Here is a 24,666-nt window from a genome sequence, read left to right as displayed (position 1 = left end):
GGCTGCGTCGGCACGCGCCTGTTCGGCGGCCGTGGCTTCGGCCTCGGCGGCGGCGACGGCCGGCGGTGCGGTGTCGGGGGCCGGCGGCAGCGCGGCCAGCGCCTGCTCGGCTTCGGCGTGGCGCGCCTGGGCGCGCGAGCGTTCGGCTTCCAGCGTGTCCAGCCCTTGCGGCGCCAGCAGCGCCAGGGCCTGCCGGGCGCTCTCGGCTTCCTGCGACTTCAGCGCATGCGCCGCGGCACGCGCCTCGGCCTCGTCGGCCGAGGCCAGCCCCAGGCGCTGCAGCAGCGCCGCACGTTCGTCGGCCAGACGGGCGTGCTCACGCACCAGCGCCGCCAGGTCCTCGCCGCCGGGCACGACGGTGACCGTGCCGCCGGGCAGCGTCAGCGTCGCGGCCTGGGTCAGCCGGCGTTCGCCCTGGCCCACCAGCGGCGCGCCGTCGAGCGCGACGCCGGCGTCGGCCTGCAGCTCGAAGGCCAGCCTTGTCGCCACCGCGTCCTGGCGGATGCCGAGTTCGTGCAGGCGCTGGCTCTGCTGGCGCAGCGTCTTCAGCTCGGCTTGGGGAACGGCCAGCGCATCGGCCTCGCGGCGCAGCGTCGCGGCGCGGGTGGCTTCGGCGCGCGCACGCTCCAGCGCCGCGGCCGCGCTGTCGGCGGCCTGGCGGGCGGCGGCGAGGTCGCGGCCGAGCTGGGCGCGGGTCTGCTCCTGGCGGGCCAGCACCAATGCAGCGCGGGCGGCGGCGAAACGGCTCTCGGCCGTGGCCAGCGCCTGGCGGGCTGCGGCTTCGGCGCCGGTGGCCGCTTCGTGCCGGCGCTGAGTGCCGGCGCGGGTGCTTTCGCGCGCTGCCAGTTCCTGCTGGCGCCGGGCCTCGTCGGCGATCTGCTGGCGCAGCAGCCCGGCCAGCCCGTCGGCCTGGCGCAGCGCGGCTGCGGCGGCGTCATGCTCACGCTGCAGGCCCTCGGCGGCGGCCAGCGCGGCTTCGGCCTGGGCGAGCTGCTGGCGCAGCGCCGTCCACGGCGCTTCCTTCGTCTCGGCTTCGTGTTCGTCGCGCAGGCGTTTGAGCCGGTCGACCTGCTCGGCGTGGCGGCGCACCGCGGCCTCGGTTTCGGCGACACGGGCGGCGCTCTCGTCGGCCACGCGCAAGGCTTCGGCCAGCGCGCCGGTGGGGCGGCCGGTGGCGGTCAGCAGTTCGCGGCGCAGCGCGCGCACGCGCTCCAGCACCTCGTCACCGCCGGTCGCCGCGACCTCGCCGAGCGAGGCGTTCAGCGCGCGCTGCAGGTGCGCCGCGGCGTGTTCCACCGGCTCGGCGATGGCCTGCGTCGTGCCCTGCTCGACCCACAGCAGCCCCGGGATGCCCCAGTGCTTCTGGCCGCTGGCGCCCTTCAGCGCGTACTCGAAACCCAGCAGTTCGGCCAGGTGGTCCTCGGCTTCGGCGCCTTCCCAGCGCCGCGCGCCGGCGACCAGCTCGCAGCGTTTCTTCTGCAGAAAACTCTTCACCAGGCGGTAGTCGCTGCAGCCGAGCGTGAAGTCGAGTTCGACGGTCGGCGCCGCGGCCGAGTCGCCCCAGGGCCGCAGGTCTTCGGCGCCGCTGGAGCGGTGGCGCTCGAAGAAGGCGGCGCGGATCGCCCGCACCAGCGTGCTCTTGCCGCTTTCGTTGGGTGCCGCGAAGACGTTCAGGCCGGGCGCGAAGTCGCTGATCTCGAAAGGCTCGCGGAAACGCCGCAGCTCGGCGACACGCAAACGGGTGAGCTTCATGCCGCAGCCTCCTCGCGGCCGGCCAGCAGGCCGGCGAGCAGCGCCAGCGCCTCCTGTTCGACCGGGCCGTCGGCTTCGCGCAGCTCGGCCAGCACCTCGCCGAGGTAACCGTCGGCGTGCAACGCGGCCAGGTCTTCGGCGGTCGGCGCCAGCCGCAGGCCGCCGCGCTCGCAGCGCAGCGCACGCACACGCGCTTCGGCGGCGGCAATCGCTTCGTCCAGGCGGGCGCGGCCGGCCAGGTCCAGCGTGCCGGTGAGCGTCAGTTGCAGTATCTCGTCGGCGCCGCAGGCGGCAAGTTCGGCGACCAGCGCCTCGACGTCCGACGGCACGGCCAGCCGGCGCTCCAGCGTGCGCCAGCGGTGGCGGCCCAGCGGCAGCGCTTCGACTTCGGGCACGGCGCCGGGGCCGGCGATGCGCACACGCAGCACCTGGCCGGCGCCGTTGTCCTTGAAACGGTCTTGCTCGGGCGTGCCGGCGTACCAGCAGCGTTCGCCGATGCGTTTGGCGCCGTGCCAGTCGCCCAGCGCCAGATAGTCCAGGCGCGCACGTTCGGCGCGATCCGGCGCGATCGGGTTGGCCGAGTCGATGTCCTCGGCCAGCAGGCCTTGCACCGCGCCGTGCGCCAGCCCCAGGCGCAGCCAGCCTTCGGGCGTGGCCCAGCCGTCGAAGGGTTCGGTGAGGTCGGTGTAGGTGTGGCGCTGGGTCAGCGGCGCGCAGAGCACCGCGGCACGCGCTTCGGGCAGCTCGACGACACCCGGCTCCAGCGCCAGCTTCACGTTCGCCGGCACGACATTCAGACGCAGCGCGTGGCGCCACACGCCTTCGGCCAGCGCCGCGTCGTGGTTGCCGGGGATCAGCACCCAGGGGCCGGCGAAAGGCGCCATCGCGTTGAACATCCGGCGGATCGTGCGTGCCGACACGCCTTGGGCGTCGAAGACGTCGCCGGCGACGAGCACCGCGTCGGCCTGCTCGTCGGCGGCGAGGTGGGCGATGCGCTCGACGGCGGCAAAACGCGCGTCGGCCAGCGCCGCGGCGTCCTCGGGTTCGAAGCCGCCGTACTGGCGGCCGATCTGCCAGTCGGCGGTGTGGATCAGTGTCGTCATCGGGTCTCGAGTTCGTGCAGGCGGGCGGCGAGGCCCGAGCGGCGCCGCGTCGGCGAACGCACCGCGGCCGCCAGCGCCGCGGCCGGGCCGGCCAGCGTGACACGCTGGCGGGCGCGTGTGATGCCGGTGTAGAGCAGCTCGCGTGTCATCGCGCGCAGCGGGCGGTCGGGTGTCAGCAGCAGCAGGTCGGTGAATTCCGAGCCCTGAGACTGGTGCACCGTCATGCCGAAAGCGGTGTCGTGCGGCGGCAGGCGTGCCGGCGCGACGCGGCGCCAGCCGCCGCCGGGCGCCGGGAAGACGACGTCGAGCCGGCCCTCGGCGTCGGGCAGCGCCAGGCCGATGTCGCCGTTGAACAGGCGCAGCACGTAGTCGTTGCGGCGCACCATCACCGGCCGGCCGGCGTACCAGGTGCCGGGCGCGGCGCCGAGCGCACGGCGCAGCTGGGCCGCGGCCAGCGCATTGACGCCGGCGACGCCGCGCGCGCCCTCGCGTGTCGCGCAGAGCACGCGGAACGACTCGAAGGCGTGCATCGCCGCGGCAGCGTCCTGCGGGTCGCGGCGCAGCGCCTCGACGTAGGGCGCGAAGCCGGCGGCGATCGCGTCGCGCACCGCGGTGCCGGGTTCGGCACCGCGGTCGTCCAGCCACTGCACCGAAGCGTCACCGCCAGCGCCCAGCCAGGCCAGCGCCTCGTCGGCGCGGCCGCCGTTGACCAGGCCGGCCAGCCGGCCGATGCCCGAATCGGCGGCGAAACGGAAGGTGCGGCGGAACCAGACCACGCTGTCGGCCAGCGCCGGCGCGGCGGCTGGCGGCGGCTGCAGCGCCTGGGGCGTGACGCCGCAGGCGGCGGCGAGTTCGGCGCGGCAGCCGGGCGTCAGCGTCGTGTCGGCGCTCAGTTCGGCGAAGACGGCGCCGCTCTCGACCGCGGCGAGCTGGTCCTTGTCGCCGAGCAGCACGATGCGCGCGTGCGTCGGCACCGCGTCGAGCAGCCGGCGCGCCAGCGCCAGGTCCAGCATCGAGGCTTCATCGACGACCAGCGCGTCGATCGCCAGCGGCCGCTCGGCGCCGTGGAAAAAGCCGTCGGGCCCGGCGCGCAGCAGCCGGTGCACGGTGCTGGCTTCCTGCGGCAGGCGTGCGCGGATCGCTTCCGGCAACTGCGCGGCACGGCCGCGGATCGCCTCGGTCATGCGTGCCGCGGCCTTGCCGGTGGGCGCGGCCAGCGCGATGCGCGCCTCGGGGTCGTCGGCCAGCAGGCAGGCCAGCAGCGCGACGACGGTCGTCGTCTTGCCGGTGCCCGGGCCGCCGCTGATGACGGCCAGGCGCTGGCGCAGCGCCAGCGCGGCGGCGGCCCGCTGCCAGTCGGGCGCCTCCTCCGTGCTGGTGTTGGCGGTGAAGAGTTCGGCCAGCCGCGCGCGCGCGCCGGCGTCCAGCGCGCCGGGCACCGGCCGCGCTGCGGCCTTCAGCCGTGCGGCCAGGCGGCGCTCGTGGTCGAAGTCGCGCTGCAGGTACAGCCGGCCGTCGGCGTCGAGCACCAGCGGCGCGGCGCCGGGCGCGTGCGCCGGGCCGACGACCCGCGAGGCTTCGAGCCGGGCACGCCAGTCGGCGGGCTCGCCGTCGAGTTCGTCGAGCATCAGGCAGACGTGGCCGGCGGCGGTGGCGCGCGACAGCGCCTCGGCGGCGCGGCTGGCGGCGCGGGCGTCGTCGGCGTCGGCGCCGAGGCGGCGCGACCAGGCTTCGACGTGTGCCGCCAGACCGGCGGCCAGCGCTTCGGCGGGTGTCTCGGGACGGGTTGGTGTCTCTTCGACCGCCTCGGTGGTTTCAGGCTCGGTTTCGGCGTCAAGCACGCCGCCGTCTTCCTCGAAGAAGACGTCGAGGTCAGGCAGATCGTCGGTCCAGCCGGCGTCGGCCGCCGGCTCGGGCGTCGGCGCCACGACCGGCGGCGGCGCCGGTTCGTCGTCGAACAGCGGCAGCGTGGCCTCGTCGGGCGTGCGGCGGCGGCTCATCAGGGGTTCTCCACGGCGTCGAACAGCGCCGACAGGCGCTCGATCAGCGCGACGCTGGGCTTGTAGGCCCAGACGCCGGCGGGGCTGCCGTCGGCGTTGCGCCAGCCCGGGCGCACGCCGCGCACGAACAGCACCATCGCGCCGCCGAGGTGGCGTTCGGGGTCGTAGCCGGCGCGGCGCGCACGCTGCCAGCGGTGCAGCGCGACGAGGTACAGCAGCGCCTGCAGCTGGTAGCCGTGTGCGGCGACCTCGCGTGCCACCGGCTCGGGGCCGTAGTCGGCGGCGGTCCAGCCCAGGTGGTTGGACTTCCAGTCGAGCACGTGGCAGCGGCCGCGGTGCTCGAAGACCAGGTCGATGAAACCGCGCAGGTAGCCGCGCAGCATGCCGAAAGCCAGCGCCGGCACCGGCAGGCCGGCTTCGCGCAGCACGGCGGCCAGCGCGTCGGCGGCCAGCGCCGGCGACGGCAGCGTGAACTCCAGCTCGGCCAGGCGTTTGCCCGGCGGCACGTCGCCGAGCACGACGCCGCCCGGCAGCCGCGTCGCCAGCACGTCGGCCAGCAGCGTCTCCAGCATCGGCGCCAGCCGGCCGCTGTCGGCCTCGGCTTCGGGCGGGTGCAGGGCGAGCGCCCGCGCCGCGGCCTCGGGCCAGCGTGCGGCGTCGGCGAAGTCGGCGTGTTCGAACAGCGCGTGCAGGCATTCGCCGGCCACCGCGCCACGCGGGAAACGCAGCACGTCGTCGGCGGCCAGCGTCGCCGGGGCGGCGCGGCGTGCCGGGCGCTGGGCCTCGTCGCGGTCCTGGGCCGCGCCTTCGTGGCGCAGGCCCTGGGTCAGGCTGCTGTAGCTGCCGATCCACCAGGCCGGCGGCACGGCCGGCGCCGGCAGCGCGACGATGGCCTCGGGGTCGGCGGCCTGCACGGCCAGCGGCGTGCCGGGCGTGTCGGGCAGCGTGCGCAGCGCGACCGTCTGCGGGTGCAGCGCGGCGAAGGCCTGCCAGGCGGCGTCGACTTCTTCCGGCTCGCGTTTGCCTGTCAGCCAGGCGGCGGGCTCTTGCTGGCCGTCGGCGACGAACCAGTTCAGCAGCGCACGCGCGCTTTCGGTGGCCGACTTGCGCACCGCGTACGGCCCGACGACCAGCACCAGCCGGTGCACCGCACGTGTCAGCGCGACGTAGAGCAGGCGCAGCGTCTCGGCGGCCTGCTCGACCTTGGCGCGGTCGTCGCTGCCGGGCTCGACCTCGGCGTCGCCGAAGACCCACAACTGCTGCCCGGCGGTGTCGTGCAGCTCGCGGCCTTCGCCGTCCGAGCCGCCGCCGCCGGCGTGGCCGTCGAAGACGAAGGGGCAGAAGACGACCGGGTACTCCAGGCCCTTGCTCTTGTGGATGGTGACGATCTGCACCAGGTTGCGGTCGGACTCCAGGCGCAGCTGCGCCTCGTCGTCGCCACCCGGCGCGCGGCGCTCGTCGTGCAGCCAGCGCTGCAAGGCCTCGGGCGAGGTGGTGGTCTCGGCGGCGCGCTGCAGGCATTCGGCCAGGTGCAGCCAGTTCGTCATGCGACGTTCGCCGTCGGGGCGCGACAGCAGGCGCGCGGCGACGCCTTCGTCCTGCATCCAGCGCCGCAGCATCACCGCGACGCCGCGCGTGAACCAGGTCTCGCGGTAGGCGGCGAAACGCTGCACGAGTTCGGCCAGCGCCGCCTCGTCGTCGGCCAGCGCGGCGATGCGCGCGGCGTCATAACCCATCGCCTCGGTGGCCAGCGCGGCGCGCAGGCGCGCGGCGTTGGCCGGCTCGAGCACGGCGCCGAGCAGGCGTTCCAGGTCTTCGGCGTCGCGGCTGGCGAAGACGCTGGCCTGCGACAGCTCGACGCTGGCCACGCCCAGCGCCGCCAGCGCCTGGCGCATGCGCGCGCCCTGGCGGTGGCTGCGCACCAGCACCGCGATGTCGCCGGCGGCGAGACCCCGGCCGGCGAGCGTCGCTTCGCCGCGCCGGCCGGCGTCGACCAGGCGCGCGATCTCGGCGGCGCAGGCCGCGGCGGCGGCGGCCATCGCGGCGCTCTTGGCCAGCGGCTGGCCTTCGTCGTCGCGCGGCAGCGACCAGAGTTCGAGTGCGGCGCGTTCGGCGCCGCGGTCGGCGAAAGGCGCGCGCGGCTTGGCGCCGTAGCCCACCGGCTGGTAGTCCAGCCCGTCCTGCATGAAGGCGCGCGGCTGGTGGCCGAACAAACCGTTCAGCGCCCCCAGCAGCGGCTCCGACGAACGCTGGTTCTGCGCCAGCGTCCAGCTCGCCGCCGCGCGCTGCCGCGCCGCGAGATAGGTGTTCAGGTCGGCGTTGCGGAAGCTGTAGATCGCCTGCTTGGGGTCGCCGATCAGGAACAGCGGCGCGTCGCCGGCGCCGTAGACGGCTTCGAAGATCGCCCACTGCAGCGGGTCGGTGTCCTGGAACTCGTCGATCAGCGCCGCCGGGAAGCGCGTCTTCAGCGCCGCGGCCAGCTGCGGGCAGGCGCCGCCGGTCAGGCGCTCGTGCAGGTTCTGCAGCATGTCGTCGAAGGCCAGCACGCGGCGTTCACGCTTCAGCGCACGCAGCCGTTCGGGTGCGCTTTCGAGCAGCGTGCGCACGAGGCGCAGACGTTCGACTTCCAGTGCCTGGCGTGCAGCGGCCAGGGCTTCCAGCAGCGCATCGGCGGCGTCGAAGAAGGGGTGCGGCGCCGGCGGTGCCTGATCCTTCTTCGGCTGCAGCTTCGCCGTGCCGAGCAGCGCGGCCTTGCCTTTGTCCAGCAGCTTGCCGGACGGCGCCAGCAGCGCCGACGGCGCGGTGGTGATCTCGTCCCAGCAGCGTGCCGCGGTGGCGACGCTGTCGGGCTTGTAGCGGTTGGCGGGCAGGCGCGGCAGCGCCTCGTGCACGGCGGCGAGCACTACTTCGCGCTCGGCGCGCCAGAGCCGGCGGGCCTCGTCGAAAGCGCGTTCCAGCGCCGTCGTGTCGGCGGCCACCGGCTCGTCCAGCACCGCCGGCCAGACCAGGCGCGCCAGCGGCTTGGCACTGCGTCGGCGCACCAGTTCGACCCAGGCTTCGGGCGTGTCGCCGCGCGACAGCAGCAGTTCGGCGACACCGGCCGGCAGCGTGCCGCCGGCGACGTGGCGGCGCCAGAAGTCGAACACCACCTCGCGCACCAGCGCCGCGTCGTCGCCCAGCTCCTGGCGCAGCGGCATCGCCGAGGCGAACGGCGCGTCGGCCAGCGCGCGCTGGCAGAAGCCGTGGATCGTGAAGATCGCCGCTTCGTCGAAGGTCTGCAGCGCGCGGTCGACGCGGGCGCGCATCTCGGTGTCGGTCAGGCCGACTTCGGGGCGGCGAAGCGCGTCCAGCAGCCCGGAAACGAAGGGGTCGGCCAGCGCCGCCGGGCGGCCGTCGAGCGCGGCCAGCACGTCGACCAGGCGGGCGCGGATGCGCTCGCGCAGCTCGCCGGTGGCGGCGTTGGTGAAGGTGACGACCAGCACCTGCTGCACCTCGAGCCGGCGCTCGAGCAGCAAGCGCAGGAACAGGCCGCAGAGGTTCCAGGTCTTGCCGGTGCCGGCCGAAGCCTCGACCAGCGCGATGCCGTCCAGCGGGCAGGTGAAGACGTCCAGCGGACGCGCGACGGGGGCGTTCATTGCAGCGCGCTCCCTTCGGCGTGGGCCAGCAGCGGGCCGAAGACGGCTTGCGCGACCGGCTCGAAGTCGCCCGCCAGCGCCTCGGCTTCGCGGCCGCGCCAGGCCAGGCGGATCGATTCGTCGCCACCTTCGGCGAACGGCGTGCGTTCGCCCGGTGTCCAGCACTTCAGCGCCGCGGCGGCGCCGTCGCGCACCAGCGCCAGCGAGGTCTTCGGGTACAGCCGCAGCGGCTCGGCCAGACCGCGGCGGTACAGGCGCAGCAGCGTGGCGAGATGTTCACGCGGCGCCTCGGGCGCGCGCAGCACGAGTTCGCCATTCGTCAGCAGCCAGCGGGTGCGCGCCGCGACGCCGGCCGGCGCCGCGGCGGCCAGCACCAGGTGCTGCAGCCAGGCTTCGAGCAGGTCGGCGCCACGCAGCACGCCCCAGCGCCAGCGCACCAGGCCACTGGCGCGCAGGTCGGCGAAGCCGGCGGCGACGGTCCAGCGTTCGCCGTCGAGCTCGAAGTCGAGTTCGGCGCCTTGGGCGTCGAGCACCGGCTCGGCCAGCGCGTCGCGCACCCGGTCGGCGAACGCGGCGACACGCGCGAACTCGGCCTGCATCTGCTGCTGGCCGATGGCGCCCGACGGCAGTTCGGTGCCGGCTTCGGCGCGCCGCCACGCGGTCTCGGCGTCGACGCCGGCCAACAGCGGCGGCAGCAGGCGATCGGCGAAAGCGCGGCGCGCCAGCGCGTCGGCGACCAGCGGTTCGTCGTCGTCCAGCGCGGCTTCGTCGAACTGCAGCGCGATCTGCAGCCGGCGGCGCAGCCAATAACGCGTCGGCTGGCGGAAGAACTCGACGAGCTGCTGCAGCGTCGGCGTGCGCCACTCGGGGCCGGGCGGCGGCAGCGGCGTGGTGAAGAAGGGCAGGGCGGGGTCGGACGCGGCTTGCAGCTCTTCTTCCTCTTCGTCGTCCTCGGCGCTTGCGGCCACCGGTGGCAAGGCCGCGGCCACGGCACCGGCGCGCAGCGCGGCGGCGAGTTCGGCGTCGTGGCTGCGGCGACGGGCGTCGGCCCCGGCGTCGAAGAGTTCGGGCGCGAAAGACTGCAGCGGGTGTTCGACGACCAGGCGCTTGCGTGCCGCCGCCACCGAGGCCGGCTCGTCGGGGTTGTCTGCGGTGGCCGCGGCCAGCAGCTCCAGCAGTTCGGCGACCAGCACCGACGGCGGCAGCGGCGCGTTGTCGCGCACGCTGCGGCCGCGCCAGCTCAGGTGCAGGTGCTCGCGCGCGGCCAGCAGCAGGTCGAGGAAGACGTTGCGCTCGTCGTGGCGGCGCTGGCGGTCGCCGCGCCGCGGCGCCAGCGCGATCAGGTCGAACTCGGGCGGGCGGGCGGTCGTCGGGAAGGCGCCGTCGTCCAGGCCGATGGCGCAGACGACGCGGTAGGGCAGGCCGCGCAGGCTGCTCATCGCCGAGAACGTGACCGCGCCCGAGGGCACGCCGCCACGCGCCGGGTCGTCCAGCCGGGCTTCGAGCGCTCGGCGCAGCACCGCCAGCGGCAGCACCGTCGCGGCGCCGGCGCCGGAGGCGACGTCGTCGGCCAGGCGGGCGATCGTCGCGCGCAGTTCGCGCAGCGCCGGCTGTTCGTCGCCGGCCGGGGCGACGAAACGGTCGAGCGCCGCGTGCAGCAGCCGCGCCCAGGCGGCGGCCGGGCGCGGGCGCACGCTTTCGGCCTGCAGCCAGCGCAGCGCCTCGGCATAACGCCAGAAGGCACCCAGCGTCGCCGCGGCCGAACCTTCGGCGTCGCCGGCCGGCAGCAGCCCGGGCAGCGGCGACTCGGCGCCGGCCGGCAAGGCGTGGCCGAGGAACAGCCGGTCCAGCGCATCGGCCAGCGTGTGGCGTGTTTCGGCCGGCAGGTCGAAGCCGGCGCGGTGCGCGGCGTCCAGGCCCCAGTGCAGGCCGCTGGCGAGCAGCCAGCCGTGCAGGCGCTCCAGCGCCGCTTCGTCGAGGCCGAAACGCCGCGCGACCGCCGGCTGCTGCAGCAGCGCGAACAGCTCGCTGGCGGCGACGCGCGAACTGGTGAGCGACAGCAGCGCCAGCAGTGCCCGCGCCGCCGGGTCCTGGCCGCTGCGTGCGCGGCCGGTGACGGCGTAAGGGATGCGGCGCCCGGCCGGCACGGTGCCGAAGACGGCGTCGACCAGCGGCGCGGTGGCTTCCAGGTCGGGCGTGACGACGAGCACGTCGCCGGGCGTCAGCGTCGCGTCGGCGGCGAACAAGGCCAGCAGCCGGTCGTGCAGCGCTTCCAGTTCGCGGGTGCGCGAATGCGCGACGTGGAACTCGACGCTGCGTTCGCCGGTCAGGTCGGCCGCCGAGCCCGCGTCGAGTTCGACCGAGTCGAGGATCGCCGTCTGCAGCCGGCCGAGCAGCGTGTGCTCGGGCGGCTGGATGAACAGGTGCTCGTCGACGACGGCGTCGCCGGCGGCGTCGAGCAGGCCGTCGATCTGCGCCTGGGTCTGTTTGCCCCAGCCGGCCAGCAGCCGGTTGCCGACCTCGTGGCCGGCGTCGCGCCCGGCGGCCTGCAGCCAGGCCAGGCGGCGTGGGTCGACGAGCTCGAACCAGTATTCGCGGCAGGGGTTGAGCAGGTAGACCTCGACGTCGATCGCGCGCCCCAGCGCCGCCAGCAGGCGCGCGTGCAGCGGCGGCATCGTCGGCAGCGCGACGACGTGCACTCGTTCGGGCAGCCCGGCTTCGCGGGCGCGCTCGGCGCCGCCGGGCCGCGACAGCGTGTCGATGAAACCTTCGATCGGGTGCCGGCCCGAGACGCCGGTCTCGGCGACGATGCGCCGCCACAGTTCGGCCTGCCAGCCGGCGTCGGCCGGCGCCGCGCCGCCGGGGAAGACCACCGGCCGCCCGGCCAGCCACTCGGCCAGCCATTCGGGGCGGTAGGTGACGTACTGCTCGATGGTGGCGGCGATGCGTTCGGCCAGCTCCCAGCGCATCACCTCGTCGGCCTGCACCAGGTAGCCCGCGAGCCGCGGGTGGGCGGCCACCCCCTCGCGGTCGCCGAGCGCGCGCCAGACCCGCCAGGCCAGCACCTCGGGCGCGAACGGCGAACGTTCGGCGTCGATGCCGGGCACGACGCCGGCGATCTGGCGCCACAGCCATTGCGCCAGGTAGTCGAAACGCAGGTGGGCGCAGACGCCTTCGACCTGGGCGAACTCCAGCGTCAGCCGGCGGCGCACGGCGGCGCTGGGCACGACGATCTCGTCGGCGACGAACAAGTCCTCGCGCGGCGCGGCCAGGTGTGCGCCCAGCAGCGTGGCCAGGGCTTCGAAACGGTTGGAGAAGTGCAGCGACAGCATCGGCGCGGGGAGTCTAGAGCGTGGCGCGGCCCCGGAGACCGGCGCATCCGCCGACAGTGTGAGCCCGATCAGGCTCAGGGCCTGAGCCAGTGAGCCGGCCGTCGAACGAGAACTTTTCTGCGTCCGCAGGCCTGGATTGATTCAAGTTCAGACTGAATCCAGCCGAAGTTCCGTCGATGCGGCCCAAAGAAGCCGCCACACGAAAGGTTCCCGGCATGCGATTGAACGAACCCGTGACCCAGCGCGAGGTAGAAATGGACAACGGCAGCGTGCTGGTGTCCACGACCGATGCCCAGGGCCGCATCACGCACTGCAACAACGCATTCGTGCGCATCAGCGGTTTCGACTACGCCGAGCTGATCGGCCAGCCGCACAACATGGTTCGCCACCCGGACATGCCGCCGGAAGCGTTCAAGGACATGTGGCAGACGATCGGCCACGGCCGGCCGTGGACCGGTGTCGTCAAGAACCGCTGCAAGAACGGCGACCACTACTGGGTCGTCGCCAACGTCACGCCGGTGCTGGAGAACGGCAAGCCCGTCGGCTACATGTCGGTGCGCCAGAAGCCCACGCGCGAGCAGATCCGTGGCGCCGAGGCGCTGTACGCTCAGCTGAAGGCCGAGCGCGAGTCGGGCCGCCACACGATCCGGCTGCATGCCGGCGGCGTGCGCTACCGCGGGCTGCGCGACCTGCCGTACCGCGTCTTCCGGATGTCGCTGACGGTGCGGGTGGTCGGGGCGCTGGTCGCGCTGTTCGCCGGCGCGTCGCTGGCCGGCTGGTATTTCGACGCACTGTGGGCCGAGATGCTGGCGATGGCCGTGGGCTGCACGGTCATCGGCACCTGGTTCCACCTCTCGGTCGGCAAGCGCCTGGACGAGTGCACGGCGACGGCCGCCCAGATCGCCGGCTGCAACCTCACCGGCCACATCGATTACGACCCGCGCCACCCGCTGGGCAAGCTGACGCGCAACATCTGGCTGGCCAACCTGAACATGCAGGCCATCGTCGCCGACGTGCGCGCCGAAGTCACCGGCGTGACCTCCGCGTCCAAGGAGATCGCGCAGGGCAGCAACGACCTGTCGCAGCGCACCGAGACCCAGTCCTCCGAGGTGCAGCGCACGGCCTCGGTGATGGAGCAGCTCACCGGCACCGTCAAGGCCACGGCCGGCACGGCGCAGCAGGTGGCGCGGGTCAGCGAGGACGCACGCGGCGTCGCCAGCCGCGGCGGCGAGGCCGTCGTCGAGCTGGTGAAGACGATGGACGCGATCGAGGCCTCGTCCAAGCGGGTCGCCGAGGTCATCCAGGTCATCGAAGGCATCGCCTTCCAGACCAACATCCTGTCGCTGAACGCCGCCGTCGAGGCCGCGCGTGCCGGCGAGCAGGGTCGTGGCTTCGCCGTCGTCGCCAGCGAGGTGCGTGCGCTGGCGCAGCGCAGCAGCCAGGCGGCCAAGGAGATCCGCGAGCTGATCGGCAGCTCGGTCCAGCAGGTCACCGACGGCGCACGCCGCGTGCAGACCGCCGAGGGCGTGATCGCGGAGGTCGTCGAGTCGGTGCACCGCGTCGGCACGCTGGTCGCCGAGATCACCCACGCGACCGGCGAGCAGTCGCAGGGCATCGCCGAGGTCAACGGCGCGATCTCGACGATCGACCAGTCGACGCAGCAGAACGCGGCGCTGGCCGAGCAGGCCGCCGCGGCCTGCGTGTCGCTGGAAGCCCGCGCCGCGACGCTGGTGCGCGCGGTGCAGATCTTCCGCGTCGGCGCCTGATCAGGGCGGCCCGGCGGGCCGCACGATGACGCTGCCTTCGCGGCGCGCGTCGGCGGCCTCTTCCTGGCGCCCGGTGGCCGCGCCCGGGGTGCGCCCCGATGTCAGAACGTGACCTTGCCGGTCTCGGCGTCGACCTTGACCCTGTCGCGCGCCAGCGCCGCCGAGGCCGCACGCGCGAAGTCCAGGCGGAAGGCCTCGTCGTCGTGAAAGCCCTGCAGGCCGATCGCCCGCGCGATGGCGGCCAGCTTGTCGGCCACCAGCACCTTGCCCAGCGCACGCAGCGGCTCGCAGTCGTTGGCGACGAACTGGTCGTCGAGCCAGCGGCGCGCCTCGTCGGCGGCCCAGGGCTTGTCGTGGTCGGGCAGGTTCACCGTCAGTTCGTCGGGGCCGAACACCAGGCGCACGGTTGATCTCATCGCGGGGTTCTCCAGGGAAGTCGAGACCAGTCTAGGGGCAGCTCACGCCGGGCGTGATGGGGCCATCCCGATCAGGCCTGCTCAGACCTGAGTCGCATTTCGTGTTCATCAAATTTGTCGTTTCATGACAAGGAGTTGGTGTCGTTTTTGGAGGTTCGTTCTGGCTTTCGTGAAGGATTGCGTGAGGGGGATTCAGAGGGGTTCAGGGACGCTTTATTTCGGTCGCCCAGGGACGATAAGCGTATGTATACGGCAAAGGAACCGCGCACGGTCCGGCGCCGAACTCCGCTGCATCAGGCTTCACGTCCATGACCGAACTCACCCTGCCCTCTCTTGCGCCCGACACCCGGCCGAGGTTTCCCCGGCTGGCCTCGCGCTGGCCCGTGACTTCGGCGGCGGTGCCGGCCGCGGCCTTGCTGGCCTGGGCGTCGTCGGCTGAGCTCTGGGTCAGTTTCTGTGCCCTCGCGCTGGTGCTGGCTGCGGTGGCCGGGGACTGGCGTGCCGAGCGCGGCCGCCGCGAGCGCGACCGACTGGTGGCGCAATGGGCCAACGCCCAGCAGGCCTTGGGCCACGAACTCGTGCCGCTGTGGGCCGCGCATGTCGAAGGCGCACGTGCGCAGACCGAAGCCGCCGTCTGTGCGCTGACCGAACGATTCGGCGGCATCGTTTCGCGCCTGGACACGACTCTGGCCTCAGCCGGCAGCGGAGGTGACCACGGCGCCGCAGAGGTGCAACTGCGCAGCTGCCGCGACCTTGAAGTCGTTATCGCCTCTCTGCGGCGGGCGATGGATGGAAACACCGCCCTGCGGCGCGCGGTGCAGGGTCTCGCGCCCTACGTTGCCGAGCTGCGCAGCATGGCCGTCGAGGTGTCGGCGATTGCATCGAAGACCAATCTGCTGGCGATCAATGCTGCGATCGAAGCAGCCCACGCAGGACCCGAGGGCCGCGGATTCGGCGTGCTGGCACAGGAGGTTCGCAAGCTCTCGGCACAGTCGGCATCCACCGGTGAGCGCATCGCGCGCGACGTGGACTCGATCTCGAGCGCGATCCTCAAGGCCTGCGGTGATGCCCAGCTATCGGAGACCACGGAAACCGAAACGCTGGCGGCCTCCAGCCAGGCCATCGAGCGTGTGCTCACCGATTTCGAGAGCGTGACGCGTTCCTTGGAGGATGCTGCCGCTCGGCTGAAGGCCGACAGTCAGGGCATCCAGGCCGAGGTCGTCGAATCCCTGGTGCAGCTGCAGTTCCAGGATCGCGTGAGCCAGCGTCTGAGCCACGTTCGCGACAACCTCGAGCACCTTTGCCGCCTTGCCAGCGATGTGCAGGGGCGCGACGGAGAAGCGACGCCGCTGGACTCCAAGGAGCTGCTCGAAGAGCTGCGCCGCAGCTACGCGATGGCCGACGAGCACGCTGCCGAGTTGAGGCGCCCGGCCGCGACTGAGCCGCGGGCATCGGCGCCGGCCGAGGAAGCCGTCACCTTCTTCTGAACACACGGGCACCACAGGAGCCGACATGGCCAAGACCATCATGATCGTCGACGACTCGGCCTCGCTGCGCCAGGTCGTCGCCATCGCCCTTCGCGGCGCCGGCTACGACGTGCTCGAGGCCTGCGACGGCGCCGACGCGCTGCGCAAGCTGACGGGCGCCAAGATCCACCTGATCGTCAGCGACGTGAACATGCCGAATCTCGACGGCATCGGTTTCGTCAAGGCGGTCAAGCAGCTCGCGGCCTACCGCTTCACGCCGATCGTCATGCTGACCACCGAGTCGGCAGCGAACAAGAAGGCCGAAGGCCAGGCCGCCGGCGCCAAGGCCTGGGTCGTCAAGCCCTTCAGCCCGCCGCAGCTGCTCGCGGTGGTGCAGAAGCTCGTGCTGCCCTAGAGCGCCGGAGATCACGACGATGGACTCCCCGACGCTCGCCATCGAAGGCGAACTGACGATCTACCGCGCCGCCGAGCTGCGCGAGACGCTGCTGGCCGCGCTCGCGGCGGCCCCGGACGGCGACCTGACGCTCGATCTGTCGGCCGTCACCGAATTCGACAGCGCCGGCGTGCAGCTGCTGATGGCCGCCAAGAAGAGCGCCGAGGCGCGCAGCCGCGCCTTGCGCCTGGTGCGCCACAGCCCGTCGGTACTCGACGGGTTCCAGGTGCTCGACCTCGCCGGCCATTTCGGCGACCCGCTGACCCCGCCGCCGTCGCACTGACGCCGGTATCCAGGGAGAAGACCGTGGACATGGACGACGCGCTGAAGACCTTCTTCAGCGAAGCGCGCGAACTGCTCGCCGACATGGAGACCGCGCTGCTCGGCGCCGACGTGGCGCCCGGTGCTGCCGTCGACGTCAACGCGATTTTCCGCGCCGCGCACACGATCAAGGGTTCGGCCGGGCTGTTCGGGCTGGACGGCGTCGTGCGCTTCACGCACGTGCTGGAGAGCGTGCTCGACGAGGTGCGTTCCGGCACCGTGGCGATCCAGGGGCCGCTGACGCCGCTGCTGCTGCGTTGCTGCGACCATGTCGGCGCCTGGGTCGATGCGCTGGAGGCCGGTGTCGAGCTCGATGATGGGCACCTCGCCGCCGAGGACACGCTGTTGGCCCGGCTGCGCGCCTATCTCGGCGCTGAGGCCGCCGCGCCGGAACCGGCTGCCGACGAGACGGCGCAACCGACGGAAGGCCAGTGGCATCTGTCGATCCGTTTCGGCGCCGACGTGCTGCGCAACGGCATGGACCCGCTGGCCTTCGTGCGCTACCTGTCGACGATCGGCCGCATCGAGCGCATCGTCACGCTGCCCGACGCCGTGCCGGCGCTCGAGGAGCTGGACCCCGAGAGCTGTTGCCTGGGCTTCGAGATCGCGCTCGTCACCTCGGCCGACCGCGCGACGATCGAGAGCGTGTTCGAGTTCGTCATCGACGACTGCGAGTTGCGCCTGGTGCCGCCGCGCAGCCGCGTGGCCGAGTACGTGGAGCTGATCCGCGCGCTGCCCGAGCAGCCCGAGCGCATCGGCGAGATCCTGGTGCGCTGCGGCAGCATCACCGAACGCGAGCTGGAAGACGCGCTGGGCCGCCAGCGCGAGTCTGATCCCCCGCCGCGCCTGGGCGCGCTGCTCACCGAGCAGGGCCAGGTCGCGCCCGAGGTCGTCGAGGCGGCGCTGGACCGCCAGCGTCAGGTGCGCGAGACCCGTACGGCCGAGTCTTCGACGATCCGTGTCGACGCGAACAAGCTCGACCGTCTGATCACGCTCGTCGGCGAGCTGGTCATTGCCGCGGCCGGCGCGCAACAGGCCAGCCGCCGCGTGCGCGACCTGGAGCTGCAGGAGGCCCACGCGACGCTCTCCGCGCTGGTGCAGGACGTGCGCGACAGCGCGCTGAACCTGCGCATGGTGCGCATCGGCGCCACCTTCTCGCGTTTCAAGCGCGTCGTGCACGACGTTGCGGCCGAACTCGGCAAGGACATCGAGCTGCGTGTCGGCGGCGAGGACACCGAGCTCGACAAGACCGTCGTCGAGAAGCTCGGCGACCCGCTGATGCACCTGGTGCGCAATGCCATCGATCACGGCATCGACTCGCCCGAGCAGCGTGCGGCGCGCGGCAAGCCGGCGCGCGGCGTCGTCGGCCTGAACGCCTACCACGACTCGGGCGCCATCGTCATCGAGGTCAGCGACGACGGCGGCGGTTTGAACCGCGAGCGCATCCTGGCCAAGGCGCGCGAGCGCGGCATCGTCGATGCCGACCACGTGCCCGCCGACCACGAGATCGATCAGCTGATCTTCGAAGCCGGCTTCTCCACCGCCGAGCAGGTGACCAACCTGTCCGGCCGCGGCGTCGGCATGGACGTCGTGAAGCAGAACATCACCGCTTTGCGCGGCAGCGTCGAACTCGCCAGCCGGCCCGGCGAAGGCACGACGGTGACCGTCAGGCTGCCGCTGACGCTGGCGATCATCAACGGCTTCCAGGTCGCCGTTGGCCGCTCGATGTTCGTCGTGCCGATGGAGATGGTCGACGAGTGCGTGGCCTACAGCTGCGCCGACGGCCACGACTACACCGACCTGCGCAACAGCGTGCTGCCGCTGGTGCGGCTGCGCGAACTCTTCGGCCTCGGCGGCGAGCCGCCAGTGCGCCAGAACATCGTCGTCGTGCAGTGCGCTGGCGCGCGTTGCGGCCTCGTCGTCGACGCCCTGCTCGGCGAGAGCCAGACCGTCATCAAGCCGCTGTCGCGCATGTTCCAGCAGGTCCGCGGCATCAGCGGATCCAGCCTGCTCGGCTCGGGCGGCGTCGCGCTGATCCTCGATGTCCCGGCCTTGCTGGCGGTTGCCGGCCATGGCCGTTACTCCCCTCCGGAGCGCTGCGCGATCGTCGCGTGACGCCCCCGCACCCACAACGTCTCATCAAGGACCCGTCATGTTCGGAAAAATGAAAGTCGCGACCCGGCTGACCCTCGGGTTCGGTCTGGTCATCGCGCTGCTGGTCGCGCTGTCGGCGCTGGGCATCACGCGCATGCAGGATGCAGCCCTGGCTCTGGGGGTGATCGTCGACGACCGCGTGCCCAAGACCGCGCTCGGCGAGGACATGCTCCAAAAAGCCATCGACAACGGACGCCAGGCCCGCGCACTGCTGCTCGCCCGTGACGAGGCCGAGTTGCAGAAGGCGCAGAAGATCATCCAGGACAACCTTGCCGTGAGTACCGAAGGCGCCGCGAAGATCAAGGCGATGTCCAGCGGTGCGAAGGGCCTGGAACTGCTGGCCGCCGCCGACAAGGCGCGCGAACATCTGGCCTCGAGATTCACCGAGTTTTTCGCCCTCGTTCGCCAGGACCGGACCAAGGCAATGGAGTTCATGTCCGCCGAGCTGGCGCCGGTGAACACCGCGTACCAGCGCAGCGTCCAGGCCCAGCTCGACTATTACGACGAACAGATGAAGGAGGCGTCGTCCACCGCGCAGTCCGAAATGGCCGAGGGCATCAAGCTGATCATCATGCTGGCCGTTGCGGCCATCGTGTCGGCCGTCGCCGTCGCGGTGCTGATCACGCGCAACCTCGTGCGTACCCTCGGCGGTGAGCCCGCCTATGCGGCGGACGTGCTGGGCCGCGTCGCGCAGGGCGATCTGACGGTCGAGGTCACGACGAAGAAGGGTGACGAGCGCAGCATGCTGTTCGCCGTGAAGAACATGGTCGCCCGGCTGTCGCAGGTGGTCACCGAGGTGAACCAGAGCGCCGAGGCGCTGGCCGGTGCTTCCGAGGAAGTCAGCGCCACGGCGCAGTCGCTGTCGCAGGCTGCCAGCGAGCAGGCTGCCGGCGTCGAGGAAACCAGCGCGTCGATGGAGCAGATGACGGCGTCGATCTCGCAGAACACGGAGAACGCCAAGGTCACCGACGGCATGGCGACCAAGGCCGCAACCGAGGCCCAGGAAGGCGGCGAGGCGGTCAAGTCCACGGTCTCGGCGATGAAGCAGATCGCGCAGAAGATCTCGATCATCGACGACATCGCCTACCAGACCAACCTGCTGGCGCTGAACGCCGCGATCGAGGCCGCGCGTGCCGGCGAGCACGGCAAGGGCTTTGCCGTCGTCGCCGCCGAGGTGCGCAAGCTGGCCGAACGCAGCCAGGTCGCGGCGCAGGAGATCGGCGACGTCGCCGGCTCCAGCGTCGAGCTGGCCGAACGTGCCGGCCATCTGCTCGGCCAGATCGTGCCCAACATCCAGAAGACCTCCGATCTGGTGCAGGAGATCGCCGCCGCGTCGCAGGAGCAGTCCACCGGCGTCGGCCAGATCAATGCCGCGGTGACGCAGCTCAGCCAGACGACGCAGCAGAACGCCTCCAGCTCTGAAGAGCTGGCCGCCACCTCCGAGGAGATGAGCAGCCAGGCCGAACAGCTGCAGCAGGCAATGGCCTTCTTCAAGCTGCCGGGCAGCGCTGCGGGCGCGCTGCGGGCCCGACCCGCCGGCGACAACACCAAGCGCAAAGCCGCTGCGGTGATTCGCCGCGCAGCGGGCTCGGCGCCGGTCGCGAGGGCGTCCGCCGAGTCAGTCGACGAGTCGCAGTTCGTGCAGTTCTGAGGTGCCACGATGACTGCCCTCCTGTCCAAGACCGGGGCTGTCGGGCTGCGGCGTGCGCCGCTGCCCGAGGCGCCGGTGGCCGAACCGAGCCTGGTGCTGACCTTCCAGCTCGGTGGCGAACTGTTCGCGATCACCATCCGCTCGATCAAGGAGATCATCGAGTACCGCCGGCCGACCGAGGTGCCGTCGATGCCGGCGGCCGTGCTGGGGGTCATCAACTTGCGCGGCGCGGTCGTGCCGGTGATGGATCTGCCGCTGCGCCTGGGCCGCGCGCCGGCGGCGGTGGGCCGGCGCACCTGCATCGTCATCGTCGAGATCGCCGACGGCGACGAGGCGCAGACGCTGGGCGTCGTTGTCGACGCCGTCAGCGAGGTGCTGGAGATTCCGCCCGAGGACATCGAACCGCCGCCCAGCTTCGGCGCGCGTGTCGCCGCCGAGTTCATCGCCGGCATGGGCAAGGTGCGCGGGCGTTTCGTCATCCTGCTGGACGTCGCGCGCGTGCTCTCGGTCGGAACGTCGGCCGAAGCGGTGGCGGCGCTGGCCTGAGACGAGGACGAGGCTTGCCATGTCGAAGACGCGCGACGTCGTCGCCTCGGTCCTCGTGGTCGACGACAGTGAGGTGCAGCGTGAGCACGTGGCCACACTGTGCCGTGAACTCGGCGTGTCACGGGTCGACGAAGTTTCGGGCGGTGAGCAGGCGCTCGAAAGGCTGCGCGCCTTGCAGGCTCCGCCGCAGGCGGTGATCGTCGACCTGGAGATGCCGGGCATGGATGGCATCGAGCTGATCGAGGCCATGTACCGGCTCGGCCACCTGCTGCCGCTGGTCGTCGTTTCTGCGCACGAAGGCGCGCTGATTCACACCGTCGAGGCGCTGGCGCGCGAGATCGGCATGCCGGTGCTCGCGGCGCTGCGCAAGCCGATCGCCGCCGAGGTGCTGGCCGATGTGCTGAGGCGCGACGACTTCCCGCAGTCGCCGCGCGCCGCGCCGGTTGCCCTCCCGCCGGCGGAAGACCTGGCGCGCGCGATCGGTCACGGGGACATTGCCGTGCACTTCCAGCCCAAGGTCTGCGTGCGCACCGGCTTGCTGCGGGGCGTCGAGGCGCTCGCGCGCTGGCGTCATCCGCAGGCCGGCGACGTGCCAGCGGGGCGCTTCGTCGAACTCGCTGAAGCCCGCGGCCTCATTCGCGAGCTGAGCTTTGCCGTCATCGAGACCGCGCTCGGTCATCTGGCGCATTGGTGTTCGCGCGGGCTGCGCCTGTCGCTCGCGCTGAACCTGTCACCACGGCTGCTGACGGTCACCGACCTTGTCGCCGAACTGGTGGCGCGCGTGCGGGAACATGGGCTGGAGCCGTCGCAGGTCGTTCTCGAACTGACCGAGAGCTCGGTCGTTGCCGCGTACGACGGTGGCATCGGCGTGTTGACGCGGCTGCGGCTCAAGGGATTCGGGTTGTCGATCGACGACTATGGCACCGGCTATGCGTCGATGAGCCAGCTCGCGCGCATCCCGTTCTCGGAGCTGAAGGTCGACCGTCAGTTCGTGCACGACGCGTCGGAGCGCCATGCCCAGCGCATGCTGCTGGAGTCGGCGCTGGAGACCGCGCGCCGCTTCGAGCTCGTCAGCGTGGCCGAGGGTGTCGAGCGCGAGGCCGACTGGCGCCTGCTGCAGTCGCTGGGCTGCGACGTCGCGCAGGGCTATCTGATCGCCAGGCCGATGGCGGCCGAGGCGCTGCAACCCTGGCTGCGCAACCACCAGACGCGGCTCGCAGAGCTGCGTTCTCCGGCGTCCCCCGGCGCCCTCTGATCCGATGCACGACCCCGCCATCACCGAACGCGAGTTCGAACGTTTCCAGCGCTTCATCCACGAGGCCGCGGGCATCCGCCTGTCCCCGGCGAAGAAGGCGCTGGTCAGCGGCCGCCTGTCGCGCCGGCTGCGCGAGCACGCGCTGGGCAGCTACGACGAGTACTACCGGCTGCTCGCCAGCGGCGAGCAGCCGGGCGAGGTGCAGACCGCGATCGACCTGCTGACGACCAACGAGACCTACTTCTTTCGCGAGCCGCGCCACTTCGAGCTGCTCGATCGCCTGGCGCGCGAGGCCTCCGCGGCGGCGCGGCCGTTGCGTGTCTGGAGCGCGGCAAGCTCCAGCGGCGAGGAGTGCTACACGATCGCGATGGTGCTTGCCGAGGCGATGGGCTCGACGCCCTGGGAGGTGCTGGGCACCGACATCAGCACCCGCGTGCTGGAGCGTGCGCGCCAAGGTCTGTATCCGCTGGATCGCACCGACGGCATCCCGCCGGCCCTGCTGAAGCGCTACTGCCTGCGCGGCACCGGCAAAGCCGAAGGCTTGCTGCTGGTCAGCCGCGCGCTTCGCGAGCGGGTGCGCTTCGCCCAGGTCAACTTGAACCGGCCGCTGCCGGCGATCGGGCGTTTCGACATCGTCTTCCTGCGCAACGTGATGATCTACTTCGACGCGGGCACCAAGCGCGACATCGTCGCGCGTGTGCTCGGCCAGCTCGAACCGGGAGGCCACCTGATGATCGGCCACTCCGAAACGCTGCACGGTGTCAGCGATGCGGTGCGTCAGGTTGCGCCGTCCACCTACGTCAAGCGCTGAAGCGCCGTTGCCGATGAAGAAGCTCAGCGTGCTCGTCGTCGACGATTCCGCGGTCGTGCGCCAGGTGCTGGGCGCGCTGCTGGCCGAGGTGCCCGACTTCGAGGTCGTCACCGCCTCCGACCCGCTCATCGCGATGGAGCGCATGCAGCGCGCCTGGCCCGACGTCGTCGTGCTCGACGTCGAGATGCCGCGCATGGACGGGCTGACCTTTCTGCGCAAGCTGATGCACGAGCGGCCGACGCCGGTCGTCATCTGCTCGACGCTGACCGAGAAGGGCGCGCGCACGACGATGGAGGCGATGGCCGCCGGCGCGGTGGCCATCGTCAGCAAACCCAAGCTGGGATTGAAGCAGTTTCTCGGCGAGGCGGCGTCGGAACTGGCGGCGACGGTGCGCGGCGCGGCCCAGGCGCGTGTGCGGCCTCGCCGGGTGCCAGCCGAGCCGCCGTCGGTGGCGGCCAAGCTGACTGCCGATGCGGTGCTGCCGCCCACCGGCCTGCGCGCGATGTCGCAGACGACCGAACGCATCGTCGCGCTCGGCACCTCCACCGGAGGCACGCAGGCACTGGAGCAGGTGCTGACGGCGCTGCCGCGGGTCTGTCCGGGCATCGTGCTCGTGCAGCACATGCCCGAACGTTTCACCGCCGCCTTCGCCGAGCGCCTGGACAAGATCTGCAAGGTCGAGGTGCGCGAGGCGCGCCACCAGGACCGCGTGATCCCGGGCCGGGTGCTGATCGCGCCGGGAGGCCGACACCTCGTGCTGCGCCGCAGCGGCGCCTACTACCACGTCGACGTCGTCGACGGCCCGCCGGTCAACCGCCACCGGCCCTCGGTGGACGTGCTGTTCCGTTCGGTGGCGCGCGCGGCCGGCGCCAACGCCACCGGCATCATCATGACCGGCATGGGCGACGACGGCGCCGCCGGCCTGCTGGAGATGCGCCAGGCCGGGGCACACACGCTCGCGCAGGACGAATCGAGCTGCGTTGTCTATGGAATGCCGAAGGAAGCTGTTAGACGCGGGGCGGTCGAACGTTCTGTTGGACTGGATCAAATCGCGCGCGAAATCGTCGCGGCGGCTGCGACAAAGACGTCCGAACTGTCTTCCGGGTGACGCTCCTGATGGGGGCGTTGGCCTAGACTGGCGCCCCATTTGGCGGCCTGTCCGTCGACTCCGGAGCGAGCTATGGCCGCCTCGTGTTCCTCAGTGCCGAGGCGCCGTCGCAGCGCTGCTGCGCTTGCCTCTTTCCGTCAGGCGCTGGTCGAACAAGCCAAGCGCATCCTGCGGGCCGATGGTGCCGAAGCCGTGACGATCCGTGCCGTCACCGAGCCGCTGGGTGTCTCGCAGATGGCCTTCTACACGTACTTCGACAGCAAGACCGCCTTGTTGCGTGCCGTGTGGAGCGAGTACGTCGGCGAACTGCAGCAAAAGCTGTTGGATGCCGCTCCCGTCGACGCCGATCCGTGCGACGCCCTGCGGTCTCATGTCGAGACCTTCGTCCACTACTGGGAGACGCACCCAGACCTCTACCGCATCGTCTACAGCCCCGCGCTGAGCATCGAGTCGACCGCCGAGACGGCGCGTGACGATCCCGTCTATGCCGAGATGCTCGAACTGGGCCGGCGCCGCGTCGCGTCGGTGCTGGGTGTCGCGCCGCATGATCCGGCCGCGCTGACGGTGGGTGAGCAGATCTTCACCAAAGGGGTGGGCTACCTGCAGACCGTGCTCGTGCTGCGCCGCTATCCGATCGACGACAGGAACCGGTTGCGTGCCTGGGTGATCGAGGACATCGTCGATGGAGTCGTGCGGCGAGGCAAGGCGGTTCGATGAATACGCTGAAAACGACGTCTTCGCCAGCAGTTTCCCTGCCAAACAGGGATGAAGAAGCGTGATGTCGATCACGCGACGTCCGATGGCAGCATTCAGTTATCGATCCTGGGCTGCAACACCCCGAAGGGTTTGCCGACATCCAGCCCAGGGACCGTTGCGCGCCGCGCCCGGTCCGGCGG

The 24,666-nt window shown here is 72.0% G+C and carries 17 protein-coding genes; 11 read left to right on the top strand and 6 right to left on the bottom strand.

All coding sequences use genetic code 11. The features are described 5' to 3' along the window. From RBXJA2T_RS13900 to recC, 5 genes are all read right to left on the bottom strand, one after another. The coding region (locus RBXJA2T_RS13900) for an ATP-binding protein (protein WP_009858035.1) at positions 1-1,752 on the bottom strand (1,752 nt) is incomplete at its 3' end. Beyond that, positions 1,749-2,855 carry a metallophosphoesterase family protein gene (locus tag RBXJA2T_RS13895; protein ID WP_009858034.1) on the bottom strand — a complete coding sequence of 369 codons (1,107 nt, stop codon included), beginning with the start codon at positions 2,853-2,855 and terminating at the stop codon, positions 1,749-1,751. The genes RBXJA2T_RS13900 and RBXJA2T_RS13895, both read right to left, overlap by 4 nt. Beyond that, positions 2,852-4,855, bottom strand: coding sequence for an exodeoxyribonuclease V subunit alpha (gene recD / locus RBXJA2T_RS13890; RefSeq protein WP_009858033.1), 2,004 nt, complete (start codon positions 4,853-4,855; stop codon positions 2,852-2,854). Before recD ends, RBXJA2T_RS13895 begins: the two co-directional genes overlap by 4 nt. Beyond that, a complete protein-coding gene (gene recB / locus RBXJA2T_RS13885; protein ID WP_009858032.1) occupies positions 4,855-8,490 on the bottom strand; it encodes an exodeoxyribonuclease V subunit beta in 3,636 nt (1,211 codons plus the stop codon). Before recB ends, recD begins: the two co-directional genes overlap by 1 nt. Continuing rightward, on the bottom strand, positions 8,487-11,822 hold the full coding sequence (recC, locus tag RBXJA2T_RS13880; RefSeq protein WP_009858031.1) for an exodeoxyribonuclease V subunit gamma: 3,336 nt from the start codon (positions 11,820-11,822) through the stop codon (positions 8,487-8,489). Before recC ends, recB begins: the two co-directional genes overlap by 4 nt. A gap of 215 nt (positions 11,823-12,037) precedes the next feature. Between recC and RBXJA2T_RS13875 the strand changes: the two genes are divergently transcribed. After that, complete coding sequence (locus RBXJA2T_RS13875) at positions 12,038-13,588, top strand: methyl-accepting chemotaxis protein (RefSeq protein WP_029718693.1); 1,551 nt, start codon at positions 12,038-12,040, stop codon at positions 13,586-13,588. 101 nt (positions 13,589-13,689) lie between these two features. Here the strand turns inward: RBXJA2T_RS13875 and RBXJA2T_RS13870 are convergent, their stop codons facing one another. Next, a complete protein-coding gene (locus RBXJA2T_RS13870; protein WP_029718694.1) occupies positions 13,690-14,004 on the bottom strand; it encodes a hypothetical protein in 315 nt (104 codons plus the stop codon). 308 nt (positions 14,005-14,312) lie between these two features. Here RBXJA2T_RS13870 and RBXJA2T_RS13865 point away from each other — a divergent pair, with 308 nt between their 5' ends. The 10 genes from RBXJA2T_RS13865 (at position 14,313) to RBXJA2T_RS13820 (ending at position 24,487) form a co-directional block, all read left to right on the top strand. After that, positions 14,313-15,491: a methyl-accepting chemotaxis protein gene (locus RBXJA2T_RS13865; protein WP_009858028.1), complete on the top strand. Its 1,179-nt coding sequence runs from the start codon at positions 14,313-14,315 to the stop codon at positions 15,489-15,491. A gap of 25 nt (positions 15,492-15,516) precedes the next feature. Further along, a complete protein-coding gene (locus RBXJA2T_RS13860; RefSeq protein ID WP_009858027.1) occupies positions 15,517-15,885 on the top strand; it encodes a response regulator in 369 nt (122 codons plus the stop codon). Positions 15,886-15,904: 19 nt separating this feature from the next. Then, entirely contained in the window at positions 15,905-16,207 is a 303-nt protein-coding gene (locus RBXJA2T_RS13855) for an STAS domain-containing protein (RefSeq protein WP_009858026.1), read from the top strand. Positions 16,208-16,236: 29 nt separating this feature from the next. Further along, the gene (locus tag RBXJA2T_RS13850) at positions 16,237-18,360 is read left to right on the top strand and encodes a chemotaxis protein CheA (protein ID WP_009858025.1); all 2,124 of its coding nucleotides are present in this window, start codon (positions 16,237-16,239) and stop codon (positions 18,358-18,360) included. A 49-nt stretch (positions 18,361-18,409) separates the two neighbouring features. Further along, positions 18,410-20,050, top strand: a complete 1,641-nt coding sequence (locus RBXJA2T_RS13845) for a methyl-accepting chemotaxis protein (protein WP_009858024.1) — start codon at positions 18,410-18,412, stop codon at positions 20,048-20,050. Positions 20,051-20,059: 9 nt separating this feature from the next. Then, positions 20,060-20,596 carry a chemotaxis protein CheW gene (locus RBXJA2T_RS13840; RefSeq protein ID WP_009858023.1) on the top strand — a complete coding sequence of 179 codons (537 nt, stop codon included), beginning with the start codon at positions 20,060-20,062 and terminating at the stop codon, positions 20,594-20,596. Between the two features lie 19 nt (positions 20,597-20,615). Then, positions 20,616-21,851, top strand: coding sequence for an EAL domain-containing response regulator (locus RBXJA2T_RS13835; protein WP_009858022.1), 1,236 nt, complete (start codon positions 20,616-20,618; stop codon positions 21,849-21,851). A 4-nt stretch (positions 21,852-21,855) separates the two neighbouring features. Further along, entirely contained in the window at positions 21,856-22,662 is an 807-nt protein-coding gene (locus RBXJA2T_RS13830) for a CheR family methyltransferase (RefSeq protein WP_009858021.1), read from the top strand. A 13-nt stretch (positions 22,663-22,675) separates the two neighbouring features. Beyond that, positions 22,676-23,770: a protein-glutamate methylesterase/protein-glutamine glutaminase gene (locus tag RBXJA2T_RS13825; protein ID WP_009858020.1), complete on the top strand. Its 1,095-nt coding sequence runs from the start codon at positions 22,676-22,678 to the stop codon at positions 23,768-23,770. A 72-nt stretch (positions 23,771-23,842) separates the two neighbouring features. Continuing rightward, positions 23,843-24,487: a TetR/AcrR family transcriptional regulator gene (locus RBXJA2T_RS13820; RefSeq protein ID WP_081467639.1), complete on the top strand. Its 645-nt coding sequence runs from the start codon at positions 23,843-23,845 to the stop codon at positions 24,485-24,487. Positions 24,488-24,666: the final 179 nt, after the last annotated feature.

Origin of the sequence: Rubrivivax benzoatilyticus JA2 = ATCC BAA-35 (genome assembly GCF_000190375.1) — a bacterium.
GTDB classification, from domain to species: Bacteria; Pseudomonadota; Gammaproteobacteria; order Burkholderiales; family Burkholderiaceae_C; genus Rubrivivax; species Rubrivivax benzoatilyticus.
This window is presented reverse-complemented; position numbering and strand designations above follow the sequence as displayed.